Below are 18,693 nucleotides of genomic sequence, written 5' to 3' on the forward strand. Positions count from 1 at the left end.
CTCACCGCCGAGCTTCTCCATCAAACAGACGACGTGTCGATGTATCGCGTCACGACCGACGCCGATACACGCCCAATTGTCGTTAAAGCGCCAACTGGGGAACACGGATCGCGCGAGTTGCTTGCTTCATTTGGAAACGAATATGGCCTGCGAGAGGCAATCGACGCGCATTGGGGGCTACGCCCGCTAGGCCTGTTCCGTTCCGGCGGCCAGTTTCTCCTCACGCTGCAAGATTGCGAGGGCGCATCGCTCTGCGATAGTTCGATCGCGGGCCTGACGCCGCGGCGCTTTCTTCTGCTCGCCGCCTCGCTGGCGGCGGCGCTCAAAGCCATGCATGCGTGCGGTATCGTCCACCATGATCTGCGCCCCGAGAATCTGTTGGTCGACGCCGATGCACGCGTGTGGATAACCGGATTCGGTAACTCCTGCCGCGCGGGTGTCAGGCAGCCCAGCCGCAACGAAAGCGGCGTCGTGCCGCTGTGCCAGCTTCCTTATCTCGCGCCCGAATGCACGAGCGCCCTCAGCCAGCGTGGCGATCCGCGCAGCGACCTGTATTCGCTCGGCGTGGTGCTTTATCAATGGCTCTGTGGGCGCCTGCCGTTCGACGCGTGCGGGCGCGACGAGTGGATCTATTCGCATCTCGTTACCACGCCACGGCCTTTGAGCCAGAACGGTGCGCCACTGCGGCCGGAAATCGAAGCCATCGTCACCAAGTTGCTCGCCAAATTCGCTGATGACCGCTACCAGAGCGCCGCGGGCGTCGAGGCGGATCTTCAGCTTTGCCAGGAGGATGTCGGGCAGGGGGCGGACGTCTCCAGTGCGCGGAGCGACCTCGCCGATCGTCGCACATGCGCCGCGTTCCCTGTGCGGGCGTATGGCCGACAACGCGAACTGGAACAGCTCCAGGATGCGCTCGCGCGAGTACGGAAATCGGGCGAAGCGGTCGCGGTGATCGTCGAAGGGGAACCCGGCGTCGGCAAGACTTTTCTCATCGAGGAATTCAGGCGCACTATCGGCACGGCAGGCGTGCATTTCACGCTGGGGAAATTCGATCAATTCAACGATAACGTCCCTTATGCGGCTTTCGGCCAGGTGCTGCGCGGTCTCGTGCGGCCGTTACTGAGCAGGACAGGCCCCGAGATCGCGCGATGGAAACAGCGCTTTGAAGAAGCCGTCGGCAGGAGCGGCGCGCTGATCGTGAGTCTCGTGCCGGAAATTGCGGCCGTGGTCGGCTCGCAGCCCGAGGTCGAGGCATTGCCGCCTCAGGAGGCGACCAACCGCTTCATGATGGTTCTGAAGCGCTTTCTGATGCTGTTTTCGGACCGGCAACGGCCACTCGTGCTCATGCTGGACGACGTGCAGTGGCTCGACACCGGCACGCTGGAAATTATCGACGGGCTGGCGTCGGATACTGAAATCGGTCATTTGCTGCTGGTGCTCGCGCATCGCAGCGTCGATCCAGGCCGTTCGCGAGTCGCCAGCGAGCGGCTCAACAGCATCTTGTCGGCACGCAAAGCGACCGGGAAGATTGTACTGTTGCCGCTCTCTTGCGCCGACGTCGGCGCGCTGATCTCAGAAGCATTGGGCGCGCCACCCGAAGCAGTCACGCCTCTGGCTGCCGCGATTTTCGAAAAGACGGGCGGCAATCCATTCTTCACGATCGAGTTCCTGCGGGAGTTGATGCAGGAGCGTCTGATTGTTGCGACGACGCCCGGCGAAGGCTGGACATGGGACATCGGCAGGATTCTCGACAAGGGATACACCGATAACGTCGTCGACTTGTTGACGTTGCGGCTTACGCGTCTGAACGCGGAAACAAAGCGGATTCTGGCCATTTTCGCGTGCCTGGGCGCGTCCACGCGAATCGACGCGCTTGCGCGCGTGACTGGCGGCGACACTCGGCAGGTGCTGAGAACGCTGCGCGAAGCCGAAAACGCGGGTCTCGTCTCGCGCAAGGGCGATGTGTACCGCTTTGCGCATGACCGTGTTCAGGAAGCTGCGCATGCGATGCTGGACGAAGCGGCCCGCGAACGTGCGCATGCACAGATCGGCACGCATTTGCTGAATGCCATGCACGATACGGCGGACACAGCGGAAATTTTCGCGGTAGTCGGGCACCTCAACCGTTCGCAGCGCATGCTCGGCCGGGACGACCTGACACGGCTCGCCGAACTTGACGTGATGGCAGGCAAGGCAGCACGCGAGGCCGCCGCGTGGAGTTCGGCGCGTGAATATCTGGCTCAGGCAGAAGCGCTCATTGTCGAGTATGGCGTGGGCCTGACGACGGTGGACCGCTTCCGTCTGCTGCTCGATCTGGCCGAATGCGAATATCTCACCGGCGGCTTCTGCGCTGCCATCGAAACGGCCTGCAAGGCGGGGCGACACGCGGGTGACCTGCTGCGACGCGTGAGTGCGCGGCGTATGGAAATCCGTATTCATCAAGCGTCGGGCGATTATCGGCGTGCTGTCGATACGACGCTTGAGACGCTCGCCTTGCTGGCGGTCGACGTAGAAGATGAGTGTCGGGACGATGGGTGTGTTGCACAGAAACTCGCGGCATTGCGCGCGCTTTGCCCGCCGCACGAAGTCGGCGCGCTGCTGACGCGAGGCTGCGTGCAAGACCCGATGCACGACGCCGTGATCGGGCTGATTGTCGACGCGATACCCAGTGCCTATATCTGCAGACAGGCGCTATTTCCGCTGCTCGTAATCAAGGCCACGGAATTGTGCCTCGCGCACGGCAACTCGCGCCTGGCGGGTTATGTCTACGCTATTTATGCATTGCTGCTGGTGGGGCGCTCGCGCGATTTCGATCTCGCGTTGAGATTCTCGGAGCTTGCGCTTGCAGTGAACGAGCGGTATGGGGAATCGCGTCTGACCGGAACGCTGCTGCATCTTCACGGCGACCATATTCTGGTCTGGACGCAGCCATTTCGCGCGGCCATTCCCATCTTGCGCCAGGCCATGAGCCGATGCGTAGAGGCCGGCGATTTCATCTACGCCGGCTACATTGCATTCGAAAGTATCTGGCAAGCCTACGAGCGCGGCGAGCAGCTCGACGAAGTCATCCGGCTTTGCCGCGAGAGCTTGCGGCTCGCGGGCGAATTACGTAATCGGACGCTTTGCGCCACTATCGAAATCGAATGGGAGTTTTTGCTGCAATTGCAAGGCGTCGAAGCGGCGGACGCGGGCATTACATCGACTCGCGAGCAGCGGCTTGCGTATTTGCGCGAGACGCAGTTTGGCTGCGGTCTTGTCTTCGCGGCCATCATGAACATGAAGCTGGATTTCCTGCGCAACCGTTTTGCCGATACCGTTGCGCGCGCAAGGGAAATCGAACCGCAGCTAGGCGCCGTTATGGCCATGCCAATCGAGGCGACTTTCTATTTTCTGCGTGCGCTTGCGCTGATCCGGGTACTCGAAAACGAGCCCGACGATGCCGGGCGCAGCGATAACGAACGCGAACTCCGCGATGCCATCAAGCGGCTCAGGGCATGGGCACAGAGCGCACCGGAGAATTACGGCAGCCGGTGCGCGCTGGTGGCCGCCGAATATGCACGGCTCACCGGCGACGTGATCCAGGCCGAGCAGGAGTACGAGCGCGCCATCGCACTCGCACGTGAAAACGGGCAAGCCCACTACGAGGCCATGACGCGCGAATGTGCGGCGAGGTTCTATCGGCGGCGTGGTTTGACGTCGGTGGCCGAGGCGTGTTTGCGCGCGGCCCGCGATGCCTACGCACAGTGGGGCGCGGGCGCAAAAGTGCGCAGCCTGGAGCAGGAATTTCATGCTCTGCGAGAAAGCGCGCATTCCACGCGCCATGCCGCGAGTCAGTTTGCATTGCTGGATACGGTCGATGTGGCGGCGATGATGCAGTTGTCCCAGGCGGTGTCCAGTGAAATCGACCTCGGCAAGCTGGTGCAGGCGTTCATGGAGATTGCTGTGCGTCACAGCGGTGCGCAGCGCGCACTCCTCATGCTCTGGTCCGATGAACGCCTTCATATTGCCGCGGAAGCCAGCTTCGACGGTAACGTCATTACCGTCGAAGCACAGGAAATGGACCTGAATGAGTCGATGGCGCCCCCTTCGGTGATCCGTCATGTCATGCGGGCTCATGAAACGGTTGTGATCGACGACGGCGCGGAGCCGAACGATTTTCGCGAGGACCGGTATCTGGTTGACGGTCGCTGCCGCTCGTTGCTCTGCATCCCTTTGCTGCGGCATGCAGGCCTCGTGGGGGTGCTGTATATGGAAAACAGCGCCACGCCTTTCGTGTTCGACAGCGCGCGGGTGAAACTGATGAGTATGCTGACCGCCCAGGCGGCCATATCGATCGAAAATGCGCGGCTGTATTCCGAACTCAAACGGGAGAATGTCGAGCGCCGTCTTACCGAACAGCGTCTGCGGCGCAGCGAAGCCTTTCTGGAAGAAGGCCAGCGCATCAGCAAGACCGGGACGTTTATCTGGAATACCGTGACGGGACGCCTGTTGTGGTCACGCGAGAATTACGAACTCTGGGGCGTGGCGTTTTCCTGCGAGCAGCCAACCATCGAAATGTGTCTCGCACGCGTGCATGTCGACGATCATGCGCGTTTCAAGGAAATCTTCGTCGAGGCCATCAACCAGGACGCTTTATATCGTTTCGAATTCTCGACCGTTCAGGACGATGGCAGTCTGCGCAGATTGCAGGTTATTTTCCGCCCGTGGTCGGGCGGCGAAAACGGCACGCGCGAATATATTGGTTCGACGACCGATATCACCGAGCGGCGCACTTTCGAAGACGCCTTGCGACGCGGCGAGATGTATCTTTCGGAAGCACAGCGGCTCAGCAATATCGGTAGTCTGGGTTGGAATGCGGAGTCGCGCGACATGACGTGCTCCGCGCAAACGTACCGTATTCTGGAGATGGACGAACCGCCGCGGCCTCACATGGATCTCATGCTGGAGCGCATTCATCCCGACGACGTCGATCAGGTGAGACGCGCGCTGCGCGATGCGGAAGAAGGCGCGTCCATTATCGAAGTCGAATATCGCGTGCAGGTCGCGACCGGTGCGCTCAAATATCTGCGGATGGTGGCGAGGCCGATTGCTTCGGCTTCGAAGGCGGTGGAGTACGTGGGCGCGCTCGCCGATATGACGGAGATCCACCAGGCGCAGAACGCGCTATTGCGCGCGCAAGCGGAACTGACTCACGTCACGCGGGTATCGACGCTGGGCGAATTGACCGCGTCGCTCGCGCACGACCTGAAACAACCGCTCATGGCGATCATCACGCATGGCGAGGCGGGGATGCGATGGCTCAATCGCGCGGTGCCGTCGATCGATGAGGCGCGCCACAATCTCGCGCGCATTGTGAGCGATGCGGATCGCGCGAGCGAAGTCATCAATCGTCTGCGTGCGCTTGTACGCAAGGAGCGCTCGAATCGTGCGCCCGTCGATTTGACGCAAACCGTTACCGAAGTAGCCACGCTCGTGCGGCAGGAGATGGAGAAGCACGATATCCGCCTGCGCGTGATGGGCGGCGAGCATCTGCCGAAAGTGGCCGCCGACAAGATCCAGATTCAGCAGGTGGTCATGAATCTGGTCGTCAACGGCATGCATTCGATCCTGCGATCGTCGCACGGTCCGCGCGTGCTGACAATATCGGCACAGAGCGTAGAGGGACAAGCCGTGCGTGTCAGTGTGAGCGATTCGGGCACGGGTATCGCCGGCGGTATCGTTGAAAGACTGTTCGAGCCGTTCTTTACAACGAAACCGGATGGCATGGGGCTTGGGCTTTCGATCTGCCGCTCGATCGTCGAGGAGCATCGCGGCACGATCTGGGCCTTCAACAACGAGGATGCCGGCGCGACATTCTGTTTCGAGCTTGGTGCTGTGGGGTGTGATAAGGGCTGAGTGATGCGGGTTGACGCTATTCGCAGGACGGGACTGCAGTCGCGAATTTCATTCGCGACTGCCACGAGCGCGGCGATTCTCCGACAAATCGCTTGAATACACGGCTGAAGTGCGCCTGATCGCTGAAACCGTATTTATGGGCGACATCCGATGTTTTCAGCGGCTGATTGATCAGGTCGCTTTGTGCCGCTGCAATGCGTTGTCTTAGCCGCCATTGATGCGGCGTATGTCCCACCTTTTCCCGGAAGGCTCCGAAGAAATGCGCCTTGGACATGCGCACGCAAGCGGCGACATCCGCTATCGCCAATGCGTCGCTTAAATCGGCACCGAGAAGATGCAGCGCGACGGAGACCCAGCAGTCAGAGGCGGGCGGGCGAGTTGGCGCGCCGACGTTGGTGGAGTATGCGGATTTCACGGGTGCGCTTGTTGTTCTGTTTCATAAGCCGTTGACCCTCAGACTCTGCCCGACCTGCTGCCATGCGTAAAGCGTCCGTCGGTCAAAACATACTTGCCCGGAAATCAAGAACGCCCGCCGGAAAAGGACTCTGCTCTGGCTTATGCCGTACGAAACGCTGCCACGGAAGCCATCAAATCGTGCGCCTGGCCACGCAGACAATGCGCAGCCGCGGATGCCTCTTCGACTAGTGCTGCATTTTGCTGGGTGTTCTCGTCCATCTGTGTGACGGCCTGATTGACCTGATCGATGCCGCGGCTCTGTTCCTGCGACGCGGCCGCAATCTCGCCCATCAATTCCGCGACTCGCGCGATCGCGCCGCGTACCCGCTGCATCGCGTCGCCGGCGAGCACGACGGCATCGTTGCCTTCGCGCACGCTCGACGCGGAACTGCCGATCATGGCGCGCACATCCTTGGCCGCCGCCGATGAACGTTGCGCCAGAGCGCGGACCTCCGACGCGACGACGGAAAACCCGCGCCCCTGTTCGCCCGCGCGCGCTGCTTCGACCGCCGCGTTCAGCGCGAGGATATTGGTCTGGAACGCGATGCTCTCGATCATGCCGATAATCTCGCCGATGCGCGCGGCACTGCGATCGATGTCGCTCATCGAATTCACCACGCGCGAGACGATATCGCTGCATTCGAGCGCGACTTCGTGCGCGCGCGCAGCAAAGCCGCTGGCGGTCTCGGCGTTGGTCGAATTCTGCTGCACGGTCGAGGTGAGTTGCTCCATGCTGGCGGCCGTCTGTTCGAGCGCTGCTGCCTGAGCTTCGGTGCGGGCGGAAAGATCGGCATTGCCCGCGGCGATTTCATCGGTCGCGCCCACAATGGAGTCTGCGGAACGCTTGACGGCGTCGATGGCCGCCGAGAGACGCTCCTGCATGGTCCGCACCGATGCCACCAGGCTGTGCGTGTCGCCGTCGCGCGGCGTGACCGGGACGGTCAGATCGCCCTGGGCGATGCGCTCGCACAGACGCGCCACAGTTTGGGGATCGCCGCCGAGCGCGCCGAGTACGCGGCGAATGATGCCGCTCATGACGAACGTGAGCGCAAGACCCACGGCGCAGACCACGGCGAGTTCGCGCACGAGCCGGGCATAAAATGCGCTGTCGATGTCGTCTACGTAGGCGCCCGTGTAGACGTGCCAATCCCAGTCCTTGAGATAATCGCCATAGGCGATTTTCGGTTCGGCGCGTGTTTGACCTGGCTTCGGAAAGCGATAGGTCGTGATGTGGGTTCCGTCGATGCCATGCCGGACAATTTCGGCGGTGAAGTGCTTGCCGGTTTCGTCGATGAGATCGTTGATGCGGTTTTCGAGTTCGGGGCGCACGGGATTCAGCAATTGCAGCATCGACGAATCGACCACCAGCAGATAGCCATTCGTGCCGTATCGCACGACGCGCAATTGCGCGAGCGCCCGCCGCTTCGCTTCTGGCGTGGAAAGTGTGCCCGCCTGGGCGGCAGCGCGATAAGCATTGACAATACTCAGTGCCGATTGCACCTGTTCACGGAGCGCGGCCTCGCGGTCGCGCATCATTAGTTCGCGCGTCTGGATGGCGTTCGTGACGGAAAGCGCGATCAGGCTCAACCACACGAAAAAGACCGTGCTCCACAAGGTCGTCTTAAAGCTGATTCTCTGCATCACGTTGCTGTCTCCGAACTGTTATTTGCTGATCGCGATCGCCATGGACCGCGGCGCGCGTCAGCGTTTTATCGTCCGGAATCACGCGGGCTGAAGGGTGCCTCAGCCCGCGATAAGCGATTCGCAAGTCACTGCCAGGGAATCAGATGGCGCACAGGTTCAGTGCTCCTGACTTGCCCATTTTTCCTTGGGTTTAAACGCCCGGCGGCTACAGATAGGCAATGGCCGAACCTCCGTCAACGCGAACGCATTCACCATTGACGAACGAGCCTTCGTCACTGGCCAGAAAGCAGGTCGCATTGGCGATGTCTTCAGGCTGGCCCAGACGCGGCATTGGGGTCTTTGCCTGGCGCAGCTTGCGCGTTTCTTCGCTGACGTTTTTGGCCACGCCTTCGGTCTCCGTGTAGCCTGGAGCAACCGAATTCACACGAATGCCGCGCGGGCCCAATTCCGCAGCGGCCGCGCGCATCAGCCCGAGCACACCGGCTTTCACGCCGCAATAGATGAGCGCCTTGGGTAAGCCAATCAAACCCGACGATGAAGCGATGTTGACGACCGAGCCGCCTTCCTTCATGTAATGGGCCGCAGCCTGAATCCCCCACACCACCGAATTGAAACCTGTGCCCGTCATCATCGAAAGGTCTTTCTCGGTGATCTCGAGAACGGGCGCATAACGAACCCACATCGCATTGCTCACGATGACGTCGATGCGACCGGCGGCGTCGACCAGGCCGCCCGCCGCGTTGAAAATCGTTTCGCGTTCGGCCACATTACCGCCGAAAGCGTAGGCGGTGCCGCCCTGAGACTTGATTTCATCGGCGGCGGATTGGGCCTTGTCGAGGTCACGATCCAGAATGCCAACGATAGCGCCCTCGCGAACGAATTTATTGACGATGGCGCGACCAATGCCTTGAGCGCCGCCGGTCACAAGCGCGATTTTTCCTTCCAGCTTCTGGGTCATTTCTATTCCTGAATATTGTTTAATGGGTTCACTAGTCTTTAAACCGGCATTCCGGCAGGCCGCGCACGCCACTACCCGTGACCGCGACGACTGCGCCCGCATTTGGGTTGTCGCTCTTGAGAGCGTTCCCGCTATTGCTGATGCTCGTCACAAAGATCGTGTCGAGTTCCGCGCCACCAATTGCCGGGCAGGTCGGATAGACCGTCGGCAAGTCGATCAGAAGATCGAGTTGGCCGTCAGGAGCGAAGCGGGCCAACTGGCCCGAGATCACCATTGCCGTCCAGAGATTGCCGTTTGCATCGATCGTGGCACCGTCGGGACCCGATTTCAGCGACGTTGTGTCGACGAACAGCGTCCTTTCGCTCATCGTCGCGGAGGCCGAGTCATAGCGATAGCGGCGCAACTGATGGCTGAGGCTGTCTGAAAAGTAGAGGTGCTCGCCATCGGGACTAAAGCAGGTGGAATTGGTGACGCAAATCCCCGTTTCCAGAACCTTCAGATTGCCGTGGCGGTCGAGTTGATACAGTTCGCCCACCGGCTCCCGGCGTCCGAGCGCCATCGAGCCAACCACAAAGCGGCCTTCACGATCGACGCGACCGTCGTTGAGCCGCATACCTTCTGCGGGATGCACGACATCGACAAAGTGCGTGATGTCGCCAGTTTCGGGATCGAGAAAGCAAAGGCTGTGAGCGAGTGCGACAAGAATGCGGCCACTTTCGCATAAGGCGATGGAGCCGATCTGTGCGGGGAGTTTCCATTCGCGCACGGATTCGGTTTTCGGATCACGCGCTTTTACCTGGCATGCGTGGGAATCGATCCAATAGAGGATTTGCCTGCGATCATCCCATAGCGGGCACTCGCCCAGTGCGTCGCGGGATGTTCCGATAACGTCGATAGAATGATTGGTCATTATGCTTGCTTGCCGGTGCTTTCCACTTCCACTGCATTGAGCGCCAGAAGATCGGCGCGCGCTTCATAGAGCGTATCTGCCGGGTAGCGCAGCCCCAACGGACGTCGAGCTGTTCCAAACATTTCAGTTTCGGTCGCGGCTTCGATAGGCGTCGTGCGGCTCCAGTCGTAGACGACAGTGCGTGCCGCGACTTTCCATTCGTCGCCGCGCCTTTCGAAACGATCGATATAGCGCCCATAGAGCACGACTTCCGTGGGTTTTTCGGCGGTCTTTCGATCTTCCTGAACGGCGTGGAAATAGCTTTCGGCCAATGCGCGGTCGCCGTGCAATTCGATCATGATGTTGCCGATCATATGGACCATACGACCGGCGGTTTTCAGCGACTCCATTGCCCAATCGCAGAATCCCGATGCTGTGCCTTGATAGGGACCATGACGGTCCGTTGCATCGTTCCAATAGGTTGCGCGCAGGGCAATTTCGTCGCCCCGATCCACGCCACGACAATAGCGATAGAGGCATTCGCGAATCGCTTCGCGGTCAAGCAGCGCTTGCACGGCTCGATTCGGGAGTTCAGATTGGCTCATGTGATTCCTGGCGTGGGAGGAGAATGGCCGCGTCGCGCGGCAACGTGCGCGGCTTTAAGGAGAATTAAAAATCAGATTAAAGCGCCGCTTCAGGATGCTTGATGATCACAGCGTCGAGCACCGCGGCACTGGCTTCACGCACGACCAGCGGATTGACATCCACACTCATGACTTCCGGGTGATTCAACGCGAAATCCGAAAGCTTGATCATTGCCGTCACCAGTGCGTCCATGTCCTTCGGCGCCGAGCCACGCCAGCCTTTGAGCAATGCCGTTGCCTTCACCTTGTCGATTGCTTGACGTGCGCGTGCTTGTGTGAGCGGGGCAGAGACCAGCGAAACGTCTTTATAGAGTTCGGTGTTGACTCCGCCAGCGCCCACGAGAATCATCGGGCCAAAGGTGGCATCGTTGTTCACGCCGAGGATCATTTCCGTGCCACCCACGATCATCGGGCACACGAGCATGCCGTCGATCTGTGCGTCGGGTACGTGGACACGCACGCTGTCCAGAATCTGCTGGTGCGCTGCGCGTACCGCGTCGGCGTTCCTCACGTTCAGCACGACGCCGCCGACCTCGGTCTTGTGCACGATCTGCGGACTCACGATCTTGAGCACCACGGGGTAGCCCATTGCATCGGCCGCGGCAACCGCAGCATCGGCGTCGATCGCAAGGACGTCCTGCGGCACCGGCAGACCGGCTTCGGCCAATGCTTCCTTGGCCAGCGCTTCCGTGCTCACGTCCCCGAGCGTATAAGCCTCGCGATTCGCATCGGCCGGTTCGTAGAGATTCGCCCAACGCGCGCGGATCGTCGCTGCTGCGCCCAATGCGAGCGTGGCGCGCGTGGCGTCATTGAAAACCGGAATGCCGATCTTTTCGAGTTCGCGGTCGACTTCGGGCACGGAAAGCGTGACCACGATGACATCGCGTTGCGGGTGCCGGGCCTTGAGTTCGGCAAACGGCTGCTCGTAATTCGTCTTGAACGATGCAGGCGCGAGTCCCGCCGACGCCAGATACGCCAGCGTGGTGCCGTAGCCGCTGTTCGAGAGCATGACGTCCAGCGCGCGGACTGTGCCGTTCTTCACGGAGGTGATTTGCGCCGTCACGTCCAGTGGGTTCGCAGCGACGACAAACGGCAGCAGTTCAAGCATCGCTGTCCTGGCGGTTTCGGGCAGGGCGGGCATCGTGAGGCCGGAATCCCCGCACGCGTCTGCAACCATTACGCCGATACCGCCGGACGACGTGAGCACGCCCAGTTCGTTGTTGACCGGCAAATGGCCCGTGGTCGAGATCAGATACGCGATGTCCAGCATCGCTTCCTGCGACGGGGCGCGATACGCACCGCACTCGGCGAACACGGCGTCGTAGGCGGCGTCGTTGCCAGCAAGTGAACCCGTGTGGGTTGCAGCCGCCGCGGCTCCGAGTTCGGAGCGCCCGACCTTCATGATAATGACCGGCTTTTGCGCCCTGGCCGCTTTGAGCAGGGCGCGGCGCAGCTTCTGACCGTCTTTCGCCGATTCGAGCGCGGCCATGATGACGGAGGTGGACGGATCGTCGGCCAGATAGTCGATGGCTTCCGCGACATCGACATCGGCTTCGTTGCCGGTCGCCACGATCTTGCTGAAGCCCATGCCGCGCAACGTAGCCGCACCGTACAACGCGGAACCGAAGGCGCCCGACTGCGTCGCCAGCGCGATGTTGCCGGGCTTCGGGCTGATGCCATAGAGCACGACTGAGAACGTGGAAAACAGACGCGATTCGATGTTCAGCAAACCCAGCGAGTTCGGCCCGACCATGCGAACGCCGGAGGCCTTGCACATCGCCGCCAGACGGTCCTGAACGGCGCGGCCTTCCGCATTGATCTCGGCGAAACCCGCGGTCAGGATGACGACGGATTTGACACCCTTCTGGATGGCATCGCGCAATGCGGTTTCCACGGCGCCGGTTGGAACCACGATGATCGCTTGATCGGGCACTTCGGGTGTATCGAGGATCGACGGGTAGGCCGCGAGACCCTGAATTTCCGCGCCGCTGCGGTTAATCGGAAACAATGTGCCTTGATAGCCGGATTCGCGAAGGAATCGCAGTACGCGACCGCCAATGCGGTCTGGATCGGACGAAGCGCCGATAACGGCAACCGATCGTGCGTCGAACAATGCGCTGAGAGTGGAAGAGGTCATGGTGTGCGAGTAAGGTCGAGTGCTCCCCGGTCACGCCGGGGAGCCTGAATCAAGCCGGCTTCAGACGTGGGCGACGAGCCAGTCGAGACATTGGCTACGGTTGCCGAACCGTTCCGCAGCCGTGCGTGACTGCATGCAAAGCTGCGTGGCCGGCATTTCCACCGTCATACCCATGCCGCCGTGCATCTGCATGACCGCGTGGCCCACATCCTTCGCAACGCCTGCGCAGAACATTTTGCTTAGTATTACCAGGCGGTCGATCGCGCAGTCATCGCTGCCGTTGAAGCCTTCGATCAGGCGCGCGACTTGACCTTTGATACCTTCGTACGCCACATAGCAATCCACGACGCTATGCTGAAGCACCTGATGAACCGCCAGCGGCTTGCCGAACTGCACGCGGTCGTTGAGATACTGGATCGTCTGCTCGACCTTGGCGCCGACGGCGCCCACGATCTGCACGCATGAGAGCAGTGCGCCGATCTGCAGGGCCTGATTGACCGCGACATGGGCGGCGGCGCCGACCAGCACGATTTCGTCTTCGCTGACTTCGAGGCCGTCGACCGCGTAGTCCACGGTCACCGTGCCGTCGATACCGCCGAAGAACTGGGCGCGATCAGCCAGACGCGAACGTGCGATCAGCAACACGGCCTGGCCGTCGGCGGTCGACGCGTTGAAGATGAGGTGCGTTGCCGGTTCGCTTTCGTTCGAACCGAGGATTGCACCTCGCAGGATGTTGCCATCCAGGCTGACCGTAGCGGCCTGGAGCGGTGTGCCCGATGCCGATTGAAGAACCGGCGACACCGAAACTTCGCCGCTGAGCAGTTGCTCGAGCAGCGGGCCCACGATCGGTGCCGCAGCCGCGGCTTCGAGCAGCACCGGCGCCACGGCGCAACGCTCGACCAGCGGCGCCACGTTGGTATAGCGCGAGGCCGCTTCAACGATGCCAGCGAGGTCCGTGAGCGTCGCGCCGACGCCACCGTTGTCTTCCGAAACCAGCACCGATTGCCAGCCCAGTTCGAGCGCTTGTTGCCATTTGCCGGAGGCTTTGCCGTCGACGGCATTGCCCTTCTGCGTTTCGGCAGCAGCGGCAAGGCGCGCCGACGAGTCGAACATATCGCCCTGGAACATATTGCTCACGGCATAGCCCACGCCCATGATCGATTTCGCGATGATGTTCTTCTGGACTTCCGTCGAACCGCCGGCGAGCGTGCGCGAACGGTAGAACAGGTAGGTATGGACGAAGTTGCGTTCGAGATTCAGTTCGTCTTCGGCCGTTGCCAGCGGCAGCAGCGGGAGAAGGCGGGCCGCGTACTCGGGACCGAGTACGTCCATGGCAATCGACGTCACTTCCTGGCTTTGTTTCGAGCATGCCATTTTCAGCGCCGACGACTTGGACGACTGAAGCGTGCCGGCCATGTCTTCCTTGATGGCGGACAGCAGGATTTCACGCGTACCGTAGGCACCGGCTTCGACGTCGAGCAGGCGATCGACGGCCTTCAGCAGCGAAGGCGTCGCGCCTTTTTCCTTGATCTTGTCCTGAACCAGTTCGGTTACCTGCTGAACGTGACGCAGCAGCCGTGGCATCAGCGCCGGGCTCAACCGTTCGCGGTCAAGCAGAAATTTGCCGTACGACCAGCCCTGACCCTCGGCGCCGATGCGATTGAACACGGGCACCTTGACGTCTTTCAGGAACACTTCGTTGACGTGGTGCCACTGGTCGATCGTGTGAATCGGCCGAACTTCGATACCCGGCGTGTTCATCGGAATCAGCAGCAGCGTGATGCCTTCCTGACGCTTGCCTTCGTTGCTCGTTCGCACGAGCGTGTACATGATGTCCGCTTCCTGAGCGTGCGACGTCCAGATCTTCTGGCCGTTGACGATGTAGTGCTCGCCGGTATCGTCCAGAACCGCAGCGGTCTTGAGCGAGGCCAGATCGGAGCCCGCGCCCGGCTCCGAATAGCCCTGGCACCACCATTCTGAGCCGTCGATGATCGGCGGCAGGAAGCGTGCTTTCTGCTCGTCCGTGCCGAATGCCTGGATCACGGGACCAATGTGGCCGATGCCGTGGTGATACAGCTGCGGGCAGTCCATTGCCGCCGTCACTTCTTCGAAGATCAGGCGCTGCATCACGTCCCAGCCCGGGCCGCCGAACGTCGTGGTCCAGCCCGGCGCCGAATAGCCGAGCCCGCCTTTGGCCATGGCCGCGGTGTATTGGCTCAGGAGTTCGCGCCCCAGCTTCTTGTTGGCGCGCGTTGCAGCACGTACCTCGGCGGGAACATACGCTTCGATGTGATCGGCGATTTCTTTGCGGAACGCCGCATAGAATGCTTCGTCCCGTACTTGATCCATTTCACTCATAAATAATTAGCCTTACTAAATCAAATTGGGAGGCCGGGCCGGTCGCAGGGCGCCACAGATCGTGTAGCTGCCCGTTCGATTAGCGGCCGACGTACACCGGCTCGCGCTTTTCGAGGAAGGCGCGCTGTGCTTCCTTCGAGTCTTCGGTTTTGGACAGGAATTCGGTGTTGCCCTGCTCGTAGCGATAGGCTTCGCGCAGCGGCATGTTCTCGGTCATACGCGCCGCTTCCTTCGCAAGACGCAGCGCCACTGGCGATTTCGAGGCGATTTCCCTCGCGATTTCCATCGCGAAGGGCAGCAGTTCTTCCTTCGTCGTGCACGCTTCCACGAGGCCGAGGCGATACAGTTCATGACCCGAAACTTTCATGCCCGTGTAGAACATGCGGCGGGCGCGCGATTGCCCAAAAATGCGGTTCAGGAACGAGACCCCGCCAGCCAGGCCTACGTTGATTTCCGGCATCGAAACATAAGCGTCTTCCGACGCCACCCAGATATCCGAATTCATGACGATGCCGAAACCGGCGCCCATTGCCGCGCCATTGATCGCGGCAATGATGGGCTTCGGGCATTCGCGGATCGCATACGCCGATTCGCGGACGATACGGTGATGCTTGGGGAACGCGCCAGGTTTCGAAAGATCCTTGCGATCGCTGATGTCGGCACCGGCCGAGAACGCGGAACCCGCACCCGTCACCACGATGACCGACACGTCTTCACGCGCGCCGAGCACGTCGAAACAATCGATGATCTCATTGCGCATTTCGGCGTTCTGGGCGTTGCGCTTCTCCGGGCGATTGAGCGTAACGAGTGCGATCTTGTCTTTGATTTCAACGAGGAGGGTATTGAATTCCATTTTCCAGATTCCTTTATAAAGTGCGAGTACTGTGCATTCGATGATTCAGACGCGCGGAATATTTGCCATCACAACCTGGCTCAAACCTCCATCGATCAGCAGGTCTTCGCCATTGACATAGCTGGACCGATCGCTGGACAAAAAAAGAATCGCCTCTGCCATGTCTTTCGACGTTGCAATCCGGCCGCTGGGTACCGCTTCATTGCGCGCGCGCAATCGAGCTTCGTCCTGGTAATAAGCCTCGCTCATAGGCGTTCGAACCAGGCCGGGACTCACGCAATTACTGCGAATTCCATATGGGGCGAGTTCCAGACAAAGCTGTTTGGACAGCATCAGAACGCCGGCTTTGCTCACGCTATACGCAATGCCCTTGGGAATGGCGATATCGGCGCCGATAGACGCCACATGCACCATGGTTCCGCCTTTGCCCGCGTCGCGCATGTGCGCGCCGAACGCCTGTGCGCAGAGAAACGCGCCCGTCAGATTGACCGACAGCAGACGCTGCCATTCGTCGAGCGTTGCATCGAGCAGCGCGACACGCCCGCCGCCGCCAATCCCCGCGTTGTTGACGAGAACCTCAGCGGGGCCGAATTCGCGGAACACCGTTGCAGCGGCAAGCGCGACAGAAGCGGCGTCGGACACGTCACAGCCGACGGCGATCGCCGTGCCTCCAGCCAATTGAATATGATTCAGGACCTCATGACAGCTTTCGCGGGTTCGATCCAGGATGGCGACTTTCGCGCCCGCGGCGGCCATTTGCTTCGCGGTATCCGAACCGATGCCGCCAGCTCCGCCCGTGACCACGCAAATGCGTCCGGAGAGTCCCAGCCAGGACAGGGAATTTTCACTGTGACTCATGACTTTTCTCGTCGACCGATTCGATGATTTCGTTAAGAGAGACAGCACCCAAGGCAGTGCCATGCACCGAAAGATGCGCGCCAAGCTGAATCACCTGGAGAATTTCAGAAGCGGATATGCCGGTATTCAAAGCTGCACGAATATGCAGACGCACAGCTTCGGGATTAAACGCAGTGAAACAGGCATTCAAAGCGATCTGAACGAGTAGACGTTCGTTAGCGCTCAAACCTTTGCCCGTGCCGCCGAATTGCATGAAGTCCGTCACAACCTGGGCGTACTCCGCGTCGAACTGCGCGAGGTATTCGATCCATGACGCTGCGACCGGATAAGCGGCCTTGAATGCCTCTCCAGCCGGAATACCGGCGGATCGGCGCTCTCCCGGCAGTTGCGAGTCAAGTTCCTGGCCAAGAATCGCCGTACTGGCAAAGACCGCTTCCAGGCCCTGCGTTGCCACCAGATGGAGCACATCGAGTACATCAGAAGGTGTTGCCCCCGCATTCAAGGCACCTTTGAGATGGGTCGAAAGACCCGGCCCATACATATGAGCCGACGATGCATCGAGCGCGACGTAAACAAGCTCCACCATCCGTGGACTGAGCGGGCCCTTTCTTGCCGGCTGACCCGCATAGTCCGCATACCGTTCGAGAAAGTCGGGATGGAGTTTCAGAATGGCATCGGTCCACGGGCGCCAGTAACCGCGTGCGGCGATAAACTTTTGCTTGGTCCGTTCTTGTTCCACTGATTGCGCCATCAGCGTCTCCGTTTGTTATTGGATTTCTGCCATTCCAGGGGCCATCGTCCACGCCTGGCCCGTCAAAAACTGTGCCGCCGCGCTCGCCATATAGCGGGCAATGGGCTGTACCTGTGAGACGGGGGTATGGGCGTGAACTTCGAGCGAATTGATGCGCAGACCTTTTGAGCCCCATTCGCAGGCCTGTGTCGCGACGAACATCCGCGCTGCCGCTTCGTCACCGCAGGTAGCCCAGTTTTGGGTCTGCGTGGGCAGCAGGAGCGTCAGGCTTGCGTTGTGCGTATGAGCGAGCGCAAATCGCTTTGCCGCTTCATGCGCCGCATTCAGGCGCTGGCCATCCGGCGCGTTCAGCACGGACGCGTCAATCACCGCCTTGTAGCAGGCTTCCCTATGGTCGGTTTGCAATGACATCCAGTTTTGCTTCGCGGCCGCCGCGACGCCCAAGACGTCGATGGCGGTTTCTGCATCCATGGGCAGGACCTCGTACGCGGCCGGGGCGCACTGGATGGACCCGCCGTAGACCGACGCCGCGCCATCCACCGACACAGCGGCGCCGGAGAGCGGGAGCGCGCCTTCGCTCGCGAGGAAGAACAGGGCTTCAGCCAGTTCGACCGGTTCCGCAATACGACCGAGGGGCGTCTTGCCTGCCGCGCGGACCGGATCGAGGCGCCCCGATTCAATCAGGCGGCGCACGATTTCGGTACGCACAAAACCCGGGCACAGCGCGGTCACGCCGAGGTCCGGGCGTGCCGCGGCCAGCGCTTGCGTGAAGGCGATAACGCCGGTCTTGGTCGGTGAATACGCGCCACGAAACGGAATCGCATGCAAACCAGCGCCCGACGATACATTGACGACACGGCCGTGCGGTTTGAGCCTTTTTTTCAGCGCCTGGAAAATCAGCCGGGGTGCATCCAGATTCAGCCGGACGAGGGGCGCAAACTGCTCCTGCGTCATTGCCGTGAGCGGCAATTGCGTGCTGTCCGACATGCCCGCATTGTTGATGATCGCGTCGAGATAGGGCATATCCGCAGCCAGTGCCGCGATGGCTGCAGGCTCCATCAAATCGACGACGCGAATCAGATGCGGCTCGCCCACCCGCGCCATTGTCCCGATCAAGGCCTGTAATGCTTCGGCCTGGTAATCCACCAGCACACAGCGCCAGCCAGCCCTGGCGAAGCGCAGGGCGCTCGCATAGCCGATACCGGAAGCGGACCCAGTGATAAGAACGGTCTTCTGGGAATGCATATGCA

The 18,693-nt window shown here is 60.8% G+C and carries 12 protein-coding genes; 1 reads left to right on the forward strand and 11 read right to left on the reverse strand.

From position 1 onward, the window contains the following. Positions 1-39 precede the first annotated feature (39 nt). Entirely contained in the window at positions 40-5,895 is a 5,856-nt protein-coding gene (locus U5A67_RS32940) for an AAA family ATPase (RefSeq protein WP_321959784.1), read from the forward strand. A gap of 16 nt (positions 5,896-5,911) precedes the next feature. Here U5A67_RS32940 and U5A67_RS32945 read toward each other — a convergent pair whose 3' ends face one another. From U5A67_RS32945 to U5A67_RS32995, 11 genes are all read right to left on the reverse strand, one after another. Next, a complete protein-coding gene (locus U5A67_RS32945; protein WP_321817608.1) occupies positions 5,912-6,310 on the reverse strand; it encodes an AraC family transcriptional regulator in 399 nt (132 codons plus the stop codon). A 140-nt stretch (positions 6,311-6,450) separates the two neighbouring features. Continuing rightward, positions 6,451-7,992 (reverse strand): methyl-accepting chemotaxis protein, encoded by a 1,542-nt coding sequence (locus U5A67_RS32950; protein WP_321817719.1) that lies wholly within the window; start codon positions 7,990-7,992, stop codon positions 6,451-6,453. 208 nt (positions 7,993-8,200) lie between these two features. Continuing rightward, positions 8,201-8,953: an SDR family NAD(P)-dependent oxidoreductase gene (locus U5A67_RS32955; RefSeq protein ID WP_321817609.1), complete on the reverse strand. Its 753-nt coding sequence runs from the start codon at positions 8,951-8,953 to the stop codon at positions 8,201-8,203. Positions 8,954-8,984: 31 nt separating this feature from the next. After that, complete coding sequence (locus U5A67_RS32960; protein WP_321817610.1) at positions 8,985-9,863, reverse strand: SMP-30/gluconolactonase/LRE family protein; 879 nt, start codon at positions 9,861-9,863, stop codon at positions 8,985-8,987. Then, positions 9,863-10,447 (reverse strand): nuclear transport factor 2 family protein, encoded by a 585-nt coding sequence (locus tag U5A67_RS32965; RefSeq protein WP_321817611.1) that lies wholly within the window; start codon positions 10,445-10,447, stop codon positions 9,863-9,865. The genes U5A67_RS32960 and U5A67_RS32965 overlap by 1 nt, the downstream gene beginning before the upstream one ends. A 76-nt stretch (positions 10,448-10,523) precedes the next feature. After that, complete coding sequence (locus tag U5A67_RS32970; protein ID WP_321817612.1) at positions 10,524-12,623, reverse strand: acetate--CoA ligase family protein; 2,100 nt, start codon at positions 12,621-12,623, stop codon at positions 10,524-10,526. Positions 12,624-12,683: 60 nt separating this feature from the next. Beyond that, positions 12,684-14,972 carry an acyl-CoA dehydrogenase family protein gene (locus tag U5A67_RS32975; RefSeq protein ID WP_321817613.1) on the reverse strand — a complete coding sequence of 763 codons (2,289 nt, stop codon included), beginning with the start codon at positions 14,970-14,972 and terminating at the stop codon, positions 12,684-12,686. Positions 14,973-15,060: 88 nt separating this feature from the next. Then, the gene (locus tag U5A67_RS32980; RefSeq protein ID WP_321817614.1) at positions 15,061-15,834 is read right to left on the reverse strand and encodes an enoyl-CoA hydratase/isomerase family protein; all 774 of its coding nucleotides are present in this window, start codon (positions 15,832-15,834) and stop codon (positions 15,061-15,063) included. A 45-nt stretch (positions 15,835-15,879) separates the two neighbouring features. Continuing rightward, complete coding sequence (locus U5A67_RS32985; RefSeq protein WP_321817615.1) at positions 15,880-16,692, reverse strand: SDR family oxidoreductase; 813 nt, start codon at positions 16,690-16,692, stop codon at positions 15,880-15,882. Then, positions 16,679-17,443 carry a carboxymuconolactone decarboxylase family protein gene (locus U5A67_RS32990; protein WP_321817616.1) on the reverse strand — a complete coding sequence of 255 codons (765 nt, stop codon included), beginning with the start codon at positions 17,441-17,443 and terminating at the stop codon, positions 16,679-16,681. Before U5A67_RS32990 ends, U5A67_RS32985 begins: the two co-directional genes overlap by 14 nt. A gap of 15 nt (positions 17,444-17,458) precedes the next feature. After that, positions 17,459-18,688 (reverse strand): SDR family NAD(P)-dependent oxidoreductase, encoded by a 1,230-nt coding sequence (locus U5A67_RS32995; RefSeq protein WP_321817617.1) that lies wholly within the window; start codon positions 18,686-18,688, stop codon positions 17,459-17,461. Positions 18,689-18,693: the final 5 nt, after the last annotated feature.

Source organism: Paraburkholderia sp. J69-1 (genome assembly GCF_905220255.1).
GTDB lineage: Bacteria > Pseudomonadota > Gammaproteobacteria > Burkholderiales > Burkholderiaceae > Paraburkholderia.